This is a genomic window from Streptomyces sp. NPDC050549, assembly GCF_040655035.1.
Lineage (GTDB): Bacteria > Actinomycetota > Actinomycetes > Streptomycetales > Streptomycetaceae > Streptomyces.
The window spans coordinates 1-11,719 of sequence record NZ_JBFAJD010000083.1 but is presented as its reverse complement, the minus strand read 5'-3'; the positions used below and the strand labels follow the sequence as shown (position 1 = coordinate 11,719).

The 11,719-nt window shown below is 67.7% G+C and carries 7 protein-coding genes and 1 pseudogene; 4 read left to right on the top strand and 4 right to left on the bottom strand.

Translation table 11 applies throughout. The features are described from left to right. Positions 1 to 337 precede the first annotated feature (337 nt). Positions 338 to 868 carry a hypothetical protein gene (locus AB0I51_RS47520; RefSeq protein ID WP_362985622.1) on the bottom strand — a complete coding sequence of 177 codons (531 nt, stop codon included), beginning with the start codon at positions 866 to 868 and terminating at the stop codon, positions 338 to 340. Positions 869 to 2,431: 1,563 nt separating this feature from the next. Between AB0I51_RS47520 and AB0I51_RS47515 the strand changes: the two genes are divergently transcribed. Both AB0I51_RS47515 and AB0I51_RS47510 read left to right on the top strand, forming a co-directional pair. Next, positions 2,432 to 2,866, top strand: a complete 435-nt coding sequence (locus tag AB0I51_RS47515) for a hypothetical protein (RefSeq protein ID WP_362985620.1) — start codon at positions 2,432 to 2,434, stop codon at positions 2,864 to 2,866. A gap of 487 nt (positions 2,867 to 3,353) precedes the next feature. Beyond that, positions 3,354 to 3,605 (top strand): hypothetical protein, encoded by a 252-nt coding sequence (locus AB0I51_RS47510; RefSeq protein ID WP_362985618.1) that lies wholly within the window; start codon positions 3,354 to 3,356, stop codon positions 3,603 to 3,605. A gap of 383 nt (positions 3,606 to 3,988) precedes the next feature. Here AB0I51_RS47510 and AB0I51_RS47505 read toward each other — a convergent pair whose 3' ends face one another. Next, complete coding sequence (locus AB0I51_RS47505; protein WP_362985616.1) at positions 3,989 to 6,775, bottom strand: PKD domain-containing protein; 2,787 nt, start codon at positions 6,773 to 6,775, stop codon at positions 3,989 to 3,991. 347 nt (positions 6,776 to 7,122) lie between these two features. On the opposite strand from AB0I51_RS47505, the pseudogene AB0I51_RS47500 reads away from it, so the two are divergent. Then, positions 7,123 to 7,398 (top strand): annotated as a pseudogene (locus AB0I51_RS47500) (MFS transporter); the annotation flags it as partial. A gap of 484 nt (positions 7,399 to 7,882) precedes the next feature. Here the strand turns inward: AB0I51_RS47500 and AB0I51_RS47495 are convergent. Both AB0I51_RS47495 and AB0I51_RS47490 read right to left on the bottom strand, forming a co-directional pair. Then, positions 7,883 to 9,514, bottom strand: a complete 1,632-nt coding sequence (locus AB0I51_RS47495) for a peptide-N4-asparagine amidase (protein ID WP_362985614.1) — start codon at positions 9,512 to 9,514, stop codon at positions 7,883 to 7,885. A 276-nt stretch (positions 9,515 to 9,790) separates the two neighbouring features. Further along, complete coding sequence (locus AB0I51_RS47490; protein WP_362985612.1) at positions 9,791 to 9,943, bottom strand: hypothetical protein; 153 nt, start codon at positions 9,941 to 9,943, stop codon at positions 9,791 to 9,793. Between the two features lie 280 nt (positions 9,944 to 10,223). Between AB0I51_RS47490 and AB0I51_RS47485 the strand changes: the two genes are divergently transcribed. Continuing rightward, the gene (locus AB0I51_RS47485; RefSeq protein ID WP_362985610.1) at positions 10,224 to 11,669 is read left to right on the top strand and encodes a polysaccharide deacetylase family protein; all 1,446 of its coding nucleotides are present in this window, start codon (positions 10,224 to 10,226) and stop codon (positions 11,667 to 11,669) included. The last annotated feature ends 50 nt before the right edge of the window (positions 11,670 to 11,719 follow it).

Genomic DNA, 11,719 nt, shown 5'->3' with positions numbered 1-11,719 from the left:
AGCGGACGAACCACGCCCATCTCTCCCGCCACGAACGAGAGTTCATGCCCACCCACCCGAACTAAACGATCACGTTCGGAAAGCGGATGACGTCTTAGTGATCTCTCGACTCCGAGACAGGCACATCGCCGCACGGCCAGCCTGGGGTCATGAAGCAGTGCCACAACTGTGCTAGATCGTGCGATGAATCACGGCAAACACCGGGGAAGCAACTAACCGTTCATTGGGCCTCGTCCCCGCTCCGCCGCAGGTCAGTCCCGGAACGGGCCCTGATTGCCCTTAGCTTCCCAACCTAGGAGTCAGTTCCAAGGATCACGTACCTGCCGCAGCCAGCCCCTCATGACTCGGTTACACCATCACGCATTCGTCGGGGAAGCCACTGCCAGTCCTCTATCGCGCCCTGCATCAGGCGTTGCAGGCGTTCCTGGCCCTCACCCCTGAGTACATCTCGCAGACAGGCACAATCGGCCAGGTCCCTGCTGCCAACGATGCAGACGTAGATACCCGCGATCTGCAAGCCCCGCGCGGCTGCCGAGAGCTTTGCATCAACCGGCAGCGGGATCCTCCGGGCCAGCTCCTGCGCAAAGACCCGCTCGATCCTGGGGCGCCCTAGCAAAGTGAAGAGGCCGCCGGCGGCGCGACCAACGGCCTCATGCAACTGCTCTTTCCCCTTGAGGATGTTGCGCGCCAACTCGGCAAGATCATCACAACCCGTCCGACGATGGCGCTTCACGAGCTTCTTCCACGTCTCGTCCGAGACGTAAGCAGACGCGCGCTCAGCGATGACGGCGGTGCCACCGCGTTCGACGACATCCAGGCACAGCTGTGCGGCTTCCTCTGTCTTCTGGCGCTCCCGCGTAGCTTGCACTGGGGGCCGAGGGAGTCGTTGGGGCCGAGCGGCGGCCCTGGTCACGGCCGACTGCCGCGGGGCTCGACGCGGGGCTTGGGCACGCTTCGCAGGTCTTTTTCGGGGCGTCGGGACGCGTCCTGCTGGCCGACCGCGATGGAGATGGCATCGCATGTCCGGGCCGGTTACCCGATTCCTGCATAACGTCCTGTCGTCGGTCTGCGCGCGGCACCGATACACCATGCCGGAAGTGTGAAGACGGACCCAGAAGCGGGACAAGTAGGCTTATTTAGCCAACACGGCTTCTGCGATCCGCCTCGGACCTACCGGGGCGGTGAGAGTGAGGCTGGAGAACGGACGGCCGTCTCATTTTCCGTCTCATTCAGGCCCGTTCGCAGGCGTTCAGGCGAGACCCGAAGTCGGCCCAAGGCCGACGGCCAACCGCCCATGAACCCCGGTGAACGCTCCCGAACACACCCCAACACCCCACCACCACAGTTGGAAAGCGTGCACCCGGCAGAACGCTCCCGCTGTACTGACCCGCGTACGCCCGCATCGCCCGACTCCGCTGGCTGTGTGCCCTCCTCCACGTCAGCTACGTACCAGACGCTGGATGCCCAGACACGAAGCGAACGAGCGTGAGGGGGAGAAAACGTGGGTGAGTGGAAGCAAGGGAAGTGCGGTTGGCCAACGGCGGCCGGAGGTCGCTGTCAGAACAAGACGTTGAAGGGCACGGCACGTTGCCACCTCCATCAGGGTGACTGGACGAAACGTGGCCAGGCCCAGCTGAAGAAGCGTGCGAGCAAGCGCCGCAAGAAGTGATCCACGCTTGGTCCCGGACCTCTCGGCGATTGCTTGGAGGGGGGTGGTGTCGAAGCTTCACGAGCTCCCGGACCGACGTGGCTCGGGGATCCCTTCTGAGCCACCCCCCTTGGCCGCGCGCTCTCCTTACCGAGCAGCAGACCGACCCAACACTCCGCAGCGTACGGGCAGCCACTGACAACGCCCGTGCACCACAGGCGCACCAGAGAGCGCGGGGAACAGCGGGGAATCACGGGGAAAGCGGCCAGGCCCGAGAGGACCACACCCCAACCGTCCGCCCAGGTCAGCGCCAAGGCCAGCCCCAAATGCCCCCAGCTTCCCAAGCTGAGAGTGCGAGTTCGATTCTCGTCACCCGCTCCATGACAAAGGCCCAGGTCATTGACCCGGGCCTTTTTGCTGTCCTCGGCGATCAGTCGCCGCGTGCCAGACAACGGAGTGCATCGACTGGCATCGCGCCGAGCAGGCCGAACGGTCACCGCACCAGAGCCGTTCGGTCCCTGTGGTGGTCCGCCACGACGGTAATAAGCTGGCACGATCGCATCGGAGCCGTGCGGCTTTTGGCAGGTGATGGCGATGTGGCGAACGCTTCTTCCCGCCATGGCGTTGACCGTGGGTATGGCCACCGCTTGCGCCGCGCCGAGCCCAGGGGGGACTACCGCTCCGTCGTCTACCTCCACGGCGGCCTCATCGCCAGCGCCAATGGTTACCCACACGCCGCCATTGCGGTCCACGTCGCCACCGTCCACAAATGGGCCCGCAGCCGTGGTCAAGGCTTACTACGAGGCCATCAACGCGCACGACTACCGCACCGCCTGGAATCTTGGGGGCAAACGCTTCACGCAGACGTACGACAGTTTTGTGGCGGCCTTCGCGGAGACCTCCCACGACCGTCTGCGAGTGCTTGGGGTATCCGGGCCGACTGTGGCGATCAGTCTGGAAGCCACGCAGACCTCCGGCGCGGTCAAGGTCTACAACGGTACCTACTACGTATCGGGTGGGGTGATCACGGGTGCCAGAGTGCACCAGACCGGCGAGCGTCAGCCCGGCGGCGGCACGCCCTCGCCGACCCAGGGTGTTGTCGTGCACCCGGGTGCGTTCTGCTCCCCCGTGGGCGCGACCGGGGTGACCGTCGATGGGACACCGATGGTGTGCTCGTTAAAGGCCGGCGACAATCGCGCACGCTGGCGGCACGCGTAGGAGCGGCCCGTGGCTCCGATGGAAGCGGGAGGCCATGCGGCTGTCACGTGCCTGCTGATCGCGGCTGCCCGACGGGGCGGCTGCGCTGTGTACATCGATCCAACGGCCCGCGTCGTTCAGTCGTCCGGAGCGGACATCGGACTTCCTGAGTCCGACCGGTCTTTCGCCGCTGTCCCGGCGGATGGTGAACCACTGCCACCGGCGAGCAGGGCGACCTTACCGTCGGTGTGAATACGCTCAGCAGGGGCGACGGAGGTTTCACTCCGGCCAGCGGCACGCGGATGCGATTACCAAACCGATCGTAGGGTCACTGGACCATAGATCGGTGCATATTGGTTGCCGCAGCTGACAGAAATGCATCCAAAGCAGCGCGGGAAGCCCGGTCCCTGCCGCGTAGATCGTCTTCGCTCTCAGCCCAGTGAATAGCCCTGACGGAACGGTATGCACTCTGAGCCGCCTGCACCAACTCAGGCTCACCTACCAACAGTTGAAGACGCGTGAGTGCGAACCAGGCTGCCGGACGAAGCTGGATCGACCTCTCCCGCGCAGCAACGGCGTCCGGTTCCTGCACACCCTGCCGCTCCTGCCTCCACCGATCATGTTCCGCACGCCGAACGCTGTGCAGCGCATCCGCGACAGCGCAGAAAGCTGCAAGCCGCTCTTGCCTCAACAGCTCTCTGTTGCGATCTCGTTCACCACGTTGAGCAGTGCGCGCCTGAAGCAGGTGCGTAACGACTGAGCCCATCAAGGTTCCGATCACCGCGACGGCAGCAGACAGCACAGCTTCCATCTGCTCAGGGGACCACAGCCAGGCAGGCCGCCGGAACCAGGCCGTATGTCTCCTGTCTGCTGCATCCCAGGCCACCCCTGACGCTGCAGGGCGCAGGCCTCTCGGCGACGGTTCAGCGGCCACAGATAAGCCCATCTCACTTTCCGTCTCATTCACCACCGTTCACAGCCGTTCATACGAGACCCGAAGCTCGGCGAGACCTGGGATATGGCCAGCGATGAACGCAGGTGAACGGCCCTGTACATGGCCCGGCGAGACACCACCACAGTTGGAAAGCGTGCACCCCTGTCCGGGACAGCGTGCTGGTGGCCGGCTCGCGGGACCGGAGCCGGTCAGCCGGAGTATCCCTCCAGGTCGGCGATGACGTTGACGGCTCCCTGAGCGTTGTTGATGCGGATGCAGCCGTCTGCGCCGACCGGAAGCACGGCCAGGACAGGGCGGGTCTCTCCGGCGGCCAGGCTGTCGTTGTAGACATTCGGCAGGCTGCCGTCGCCGTAGGCCGTCAGGTGCGTGGCGGTGGTCGGCGCGACACCCGTGAGGTTGACCAGCACCGCGTCGGCGTCGGCCGGGACACCGTCGACACCAGCGACCTTCACAGTGAGTGTGCCGTCCGCACCCAGCGGCTCGGCAGGGGCACCCGTGCCGTTGCGTGTGTCGAGGAAGCGAGTGGGGCTGGTCGGTACGAACGGGCCTCCGCCTGTGGTGTAGAGGCTCTGGAGGTCCGCGATCAGGTTGACATGACCGCCGCTGTTGTAGATCTCGATCTTGCCGCTGCAGACGGGTGTGACCACCAGGTTGGAGACGGTCTGCCCGGCGCGGTAGTTCAGGTTCGATGTACTCGGGCGGCTTCCGCAGTAGACGGTGACCACGCCGCTGGTGGTGCCTCCCGTCGCGGTGATGTCGAGGACGCCGGCCACCGCGGAAGAACTCCCGGGGCGCAGGGTGACGGTCGTGGTGCTGCCCGGCGCGACCTTGCCTTTGGGGACGCCGGTGCCGTTGCGGGTATCCAGGTCCCGCTCGGGTGTGGTGAGGGGATACAGACCGCTCAGGTGCGCGCCGGTCCTGGGCACGCTGGTGAAGTAGCCCTCCACGTCGGCAATGAGGTCGACGTCGCCGTGAGCGTTGTAGAGGTCGACGTAGCCGTCGCTGCCGACCCGGACCGTGACCAGGTTCGGGTTGACCCGACCGGCGGTGAAGTTGAGGTTGGAGGCGGTCGGGCGACCGGTGCCGTCCGGGTACACCGTGACGTAGCTGCTCACGGTGGCGTCGGCGTCGGTGACGTTCATGGTCACCGCGGTCACCCCGGAGGTCGGAATGCCGCCCGCACCGAGGACCTTCAGGCGCACCACACTGCCGGGACCGACCGGCCGTTGGGGTGCGCCCGTGCCGTGACGGGTGTCCAGGATGCGCTTCGGGCTCGTGACCACGTAGGAGGGGCCGACCGTCGCCTTGGTGGTCGCCGTGGCGGTGCGCCCGTCGGAGTCGGTGATGTGCTGCGTGACGGTGTATGTGCCGGCGGTGGCGTAGGTGTGAGCTGTGGAGCCGCCGGAGCCGGTGACCGCGACGGCCGCCGAGCCGTCGCCGAAGGTGATCCGGTCGCTGGTCATCCGGTAGTAGCCGGTGGCGGTGAACGCGCAGCTCGTGGTGCGGGGTTCGGACGGGTCCTGACCGCAGGTGAGCCCAGCGTCGGGCCCAGGGGGCTGGGTGACCCCGAACGTGATGAACCCGCTCGTGCCCAGCGGGGTGCCGTCGGCCCTGTCCACCGTCACCGCGGCCTGGACGTAGCCGTTCCCGGAGTCCTGCGTGTAAGTGTGTGTCGCTGAGCCGGTGGACGATGTGGTCGTGGTGCCGTCGCCGAAGTCGAACGCGTAACTCGCGCCGTCCAGCGAGTCCGACCAGGGATTGTTCACCTTGGCGGTGAAGGTGGTGGCCACTCCGACGTAGGCGGCCTGCGGCGACATGGCGATCCCGCTCACCGTGAACGGGTCCTGGAACTCCATGGCACCCCGGTCGTACGAGCTGTCACCCGTGCCGGTGTCAGCGACCAGAGAGTCGTTGACCCTGGGTTTGCCGTAGTAGTCCGTGGAGAGTTCTCCGGGGGCGTTGACGTCAGCCGAGTCGATGAGCGGCGAGTGCTCCGTCAGCCACCCCGTCACGGGGATGGTCAGGTCCGTCTGGTCGAGGTCGTGAACACCCTGCCCGGTACCGGTCCGAAGGGCCTGGCTGGTTGCGTACGCGGTGCCGGCCCAGTCGTAGTCGGTGCCTGTCGACAGCGGGTTGACCGCGTTGTAGTCCTCGGTGATCTGCGCGGCGGAGGCGGCGTCCACCGTGATCTCGGCCGGTGTGCCGGTGTCGGAACAGGTGGTGGTCGTGTCAGGCATCACGACGGTGTTCTCGACCGACCCGGAGCTGCCGCCTGTCAGGCTGATGGCGTTCCCGCACACCGTCGAGATGGTGTCGCCGGCGAGGTGGATGCCGGTGGTGCCCACGGCCGTGATGCCGCCACTCACGGTCCCGGCGACACGGTCGTCGGAGAGCGTGATGTCCTGTGCTCCGGCCGCGCTGGCGAAGACCGGGCCGCCCGACTGGGTGACCAGGTCCCGGGTGAGCGCGATACCGGAGGAGGAACCGTCGACCGTGATCGCCGGGATGGTCGCCGCCGTGTGGAGGCCGGTTCCGACGGTGGCGACGCGGTAGGTGATGTGCTGTGAGTCCGCGAAGGCCAGGGCAGTGGTTGCGCTGGCCGAGGCGTGGATACCGGCCATGTCGACGTACTGGGCGGCCGAGAAGGTGATCCCCGTCGTCTGCCCGCCTGCCACCTTGACGGCTGTTCCGGTGCCGGCTGCAGCGAAGAATCTGATGGGCGCGTCTGCCGTGCCCTTGCTCGATATGGTCACCGGGGCGTAGGCGGTGTTGCTGCCGGCGATGTGAACGGTGTCGCCTGCAGTCGCGGCCTGCGCGGCCGGCTGGATCTGGCAGAAGGGCTCTGCCTGCGAGCCGGGGCCGGTGTCGCTGCAGTTGGCGGCAAGGTTGTCGACGTACAGCGCGGTACCGGTATCCGCGTGAGCAGTGCCGGCACCGAGGCCGCTAAGCAGGACCCCCAAAACGGCGGGTGTCACGAGTGGTCGTCCGCGGCGCATCCGGTGCGCTCCTCCCCCTGGCCGGTGAGGGCGCATGATCGCCGTCGCGCACGGCCTGTCACGTCCAGTCAGCTGTCCGCTGGAGCTGAACCGAGGCTAGATCAGCTTCGGGAAGGCGAACAGTTGCGCGAGCGTCTTTTGCCCGATCTTGGCCGCTCCGGGGCATGATTCCTGGATGGCGGTCATCGCACCGCACCACAACCAGACAGAGCGGGGAACAGCGGGGAATCACGGTGTAGCCAAGCGCGCCCGATGAGTCCCCTGCTCAGTCGTTCACCCAGGTCAGCGCCCGAACCGGCAGTGAAAGATCGCAGCACCCTCCGCGCTACACCGCCCTCGCCTATGTCTACTCCTCCGAACTCTTCGACACCCGCAGCCGCTCGCTGGGCACGAGCGCCTCCTACGGCCTCGGCCGCCTGTCCAACGCCGCCGGTCCACTGATCGTCGCCGCGCTCTACAACGGCCACGGCTACCAGAGCGTCTTCTACTTCATCGCCGGCACCTGGCTGCTCGGCGCGATCGCCCTGGCCGCCTTCGGCACCCGGACACGCTCAGCGCGCCTCGCGGAGGCGGAGCGGCAACGGGCGAGCGTCTCAGTGTGAGGCGGACCGAGCCGACCTCCGTGATGGGGATACCGGTAACCAGGGGGCCAGGCGGCGAAAGCCGTCCAGGAGCGGCTCGTCGACATGCCGGCGGTCCGGTCCGGGACGTGCCGAACGTCGGTCCGCGATCACGAGGCGCACGAGGCGCACGAGGATAATCGTCACGAGAACGGCGTCGGACGGGAGTCCCTTCAGTTGAACCTGCGGGGCCGCCCGGCAGGGGGAGCTTCAGACCCACAATGTCTGCGGACAGCTCCAACCTCTGGGCCAGCGTCCTGACCACGGACGTGTTGCGTGCACGACTCCGCTCCGGCAACCGTCGGTCGAGAGTGAGGATCGCGTCGGTTCGCGTTCCGGCGTGATGTACGTTCGCGGACCCCGGATGTAACGCTCGTACCGGCAGCGGAACGGTGATGCGCCGCCGCCCGGTGATCCCTGACGACGGCGGCGCATCACGCCCTCGGGCGCGTTCAGTTGCTCATGGTCAGCAGCGTCGTACGTCCTTCGTCAGGACGCCCTGTTCCGTGGCGAGCGTGTGGTCGTAGCACACCCCGGCTCCCCGGAGCCGGTATCGCTCGCTCGTCGTCGCCACGGCGTGCCGGTCCGCACGGGCCACGCCCAGCGTGAACGTCGCGTCTCCGGCGTACTTGTCGTCGCTGAGGATGCCGTCCGTGCGGGCGTGGTCGTCGACGGACATGATCACGCGGAGCCGGTTGCCGGTGTCGATCGTGGAGCGGCCGTCCAGGGTGTATGTGCGGTCGGTGCGCGAGGTGTGGCCGTTCACGGTGACCTTCTGGACGTCGGTCCAGCGGCCGGTCTGGTTGTCGGTGTTCTCGTCCGGGGTCCAGTGGTGGGTGATCGCCGTGGTCAGGGACCGGTCGACCGTGGTGGTGACCCGGCCGTGGGAGGTGTCGAGATAACCGGAGACCTTCAGGCTGTGCGCGCCTGCCGTCACCAGGCTGCGCAGGGAACCGTCCTCGTAGGTGTTCGTCACCTTCGGCAGCGACGACGTCCTGTACGAGGTCAGCGCGCCCGTCACCACCGGCTTGTGGGCGTCCTGCCACACCAGGATGTTCGTCGGCGCGCTCCAGCCGGTCTGCCCGCTCGGCACCCCGAGCACCGACACGTCGACCGTGTGCGCCTTGCCGTCGTTCAGCTCCCCGGCGAAGGGGGTCAGGTCGAACTCCAGCGGTCGTACGTCGAAGGCGGTCGGCGACGGGAGCACCGACCACAGGTACGGCGACCAGCCGCCGGTCCACACGTTCGGGTAGGGCGACGCGATCCCGGCCACCTTCCCGTCGATGCTGACCTCGACCTCGCGGTACGGGCCGTCGTCCCCGCCCTGGCAGGAGTACGACGCCGACGGCGTGACCGCCGAGTACCAGAACTCCTCGCAGCCGCCGCCCGATCCGGTCGCGTACACCTCCGCGAGGATCCGCTCGGAGTTGCGGGGCACGGTCAGCGAGGCGCCGGTTGTCACGCTGTCGGCGTCGCTGAGCGGGATGACCTGGTCGGGAGCCGAGCCGGCCGGCGTGGCCGATGCGGTGCGGCCCGGCTCGGGGGTGTAGAAGGTGAGCGTGACCCTGACGTCGAGGACGCCGGTGTAGGTGTCGTTGACAACGTTGCCGATGAGCATGTCGACGGACTGCTCACCGCTCAGCGTCTTCTCGTACCGTGTGACGTCCTTCTCGACGGACCAGTCGATGCCGTCCTGCGACGGTTCCGGCGTCGACGTGCGGAACACCTCGACCCCGCCGATGTCGAGATACCCGAGCCGGTCGTACTGCCGCCCGGCCACACTGCCGTCCAAGCGCAGCACGACCTTCGACCAACGGCCCGGGGTGCCGCAGCCGGTCGGCGGGGTGTAGGTGCCGGTGTAGGGGGTGAAGTCCTTGAACTTCGCCTCGGCGACCGTGACCGAACAGGACCTGGTGTGCGGCGTGGCGATGGCCGGGGCAGCGGTGAGCGGGTCGTGGTAGTCGGTGCCGAACTCGGCCGGTACCGTCACGGCCCCGGCGGGCGAGGCCGCACCCAGGGTCAGGCCGAGCGTGGTGGCCGCGGCGGCGAGAGCGAGCGCCGTCCGGCGCAGTCGTCCGCGGGTCGTCAGTTGTTCCATGCAGCGCAGTGAACCCACCCGTCCGATGTCATCACCAGACGTGCCAGGGAGGATTGAAGAGGTCTTGACCAATCTGCGGGCGAACGCGGACCCGGCGGCAACACGCCCGACTCATGGCGCGCCTCAGCGTCCCAGAGGCGGAACACCGGACGGTCTGCAGGGTCGGGCAGCGCCGTGAGGACCGCGGCCGTGCCCGAACTCGACCTGGCCGACGTCCGGGTCGTCGGGGCGTGACAGAACAGCCGCCTCACCCTCGGAGCCCGTAAGTGAACAGACTCACCGCCTGCGCATCGTGCGTACGCCAAGGCTCCGGTACTCGGCGCCCGGCCGACCGTCGTCGCGGTCGCTCTCGCCGCCCTGGCCGTCGCCCCGCCGCCTGGCGAGCCCCCGGGACATGGTGACGTCTTCGCCGACCCGTCCGCGCCTCACGGGCACCTCCTCGTTCCAGGACAGGTACCTCACCTGGCCGGGAACAAGCATCAGGTCATCGCCTGTCGCACACGTGTGCACCGCCATCGTCGACGGCGAATGATGCGATACCGGAAGCCATCGAAACACCCTGAACCAGAATGAAAATCCAGGGCTTGGATTGTTCAGTACGCCTGGGTGGGTCGCTGAACAACGCATCCCACCTGAACGATCAGGACCAGAACGACCGCGGCGCCCCGTCGACGGCATCTCCGAATCCCCTCAGTCAGGTTCTGGTCTCATGCGCACTCACACTATGGCTCCGACCCTCATGCTGCTCGGCGCCCTGTCCCTCACCGTGACCTGTTCGACCGCCTCCTCCGCATACTCGGACGCCGCGACCGTCGGCGCGCGGACCGGTTCGAGCACCGCGTCCGCCCGTGTCCACGGCGTCGACCCGTCGAAGATCAAGGGCCTGCGGATCGTCAGCGACAACAGCGAGGACACCTCCTGCCGCTTCGCGACCAGTTACCCGGACGTGCCAGGCGCGCGGGCGATGACGGCCGCGATGAAGAAGGACGTGGAGCAGCGTCTGGCCACCTTCCGCTCGACGGCGTGCGAGGACGGCCAGGACAACGGGGAAGGTACCGAGCTCAACATCGGCCACCAGTTCCTGGTCGCCTCCGGCGACGTCCTCGGCGTCCGGCTCACCACCAAGGACCTCAGCGCCGCCGGGTCCGGGCTGTCCGCCAGGACGTACTGGTACGACGGGAAGGCCCACGCATACCGCACGGCCCTCGGACTCGTCGCCGACGGCTCCCGGGACGCCTTCGTCACCGCTCTGAAGGCGCGGCTCAAGGGGCGCGAGGGCGTGGACGCCACCGCCCTCGACGACGCCTTCTCCGACCCGGCCTCCCGCGCCGCCGTCCTGGACGACATGGCCTTCACCGCCGACGGCGCCCTGTGGGTGACCTTCGACCGCGGCGATGTGGCCGTCCCCGCCGCCGGAACCCTCACCGTGACCGTCCCCAAGAAGACGATCACCCCCTGGCTGTCCGCGTTCGGCAAGCGCGCCCAGCAGCAGACCGTACAGCCGTCCGGCCCGCTCGACCTGGGCGCGCACCACACCCCGGCACCGGCCGTCATCACCCACACCGTCTCCGGCGCCGACCACACCGACTGCAAGAAGGTCAGGTGTATCGCCCTGACCTTCGACGACGGGCCCGCCGCCCCGGAGACCGCGACCCTGCTGAAGTACCTGGCGCGGTATCACGCCCGGGTCACCTTCTTCACGGTCGGCCAGAACGTCGCCGCCCACCCCGGCCTGGTCCGCGCCGAGGCCAGGGCCGGCCACGAGATCGGCAACCACTCCTGGAACCACCCCGACCTCACCCGCCTCACCCGCCGGCAGATCATCAGCCAGCTCAGCCGCACCAACGCCGCCATCAAGGCCGCCACCGGCAAGACCCCCACCCTCTTCCGGCCGCCCTACGGCGCCATCAACCAGACCGTCAGGAACGCCACGACCCTCTCGCCGGTGCTGTGGAACGTGGACACCGAGGACTGGAAGTACCCCGACGCGGCGAGGGTCGCGCGGACCGTCATCAACAAGGCCGGGCGCAACGACGTCGTCCTCATGCACGACATCCACCCCACCTCGGTCGCAGCCGTCCCCGAGATCCTGCGCACCCTCACTGCACGCGGCTACCACTTCGTCACCGTCAGCCACCTGCGCGCCACGATGTGAGCGCACCACACCCTCATCCCGCACGCCCAAATCCCCGTACGCACGAACGG

What these genes read in the sequence shown, in the direction of transcription:
- AB0I51_RS47495 (WP_362985614.1), bottom strand. Translation starts at nt 9,514, where the DNA reads ATGGAACAACTGACGACCCGCGGACGACTGCGCCGGACGGCGCTCGCT.
- AB0I51_RS47485 (WP_362985610.1), top strand. Translation starts at nt 10,224, where the DNA reads ATGCGCACTCACACTATGGCTCCGACCCTCATGCTGCTCGGCGCCCTG.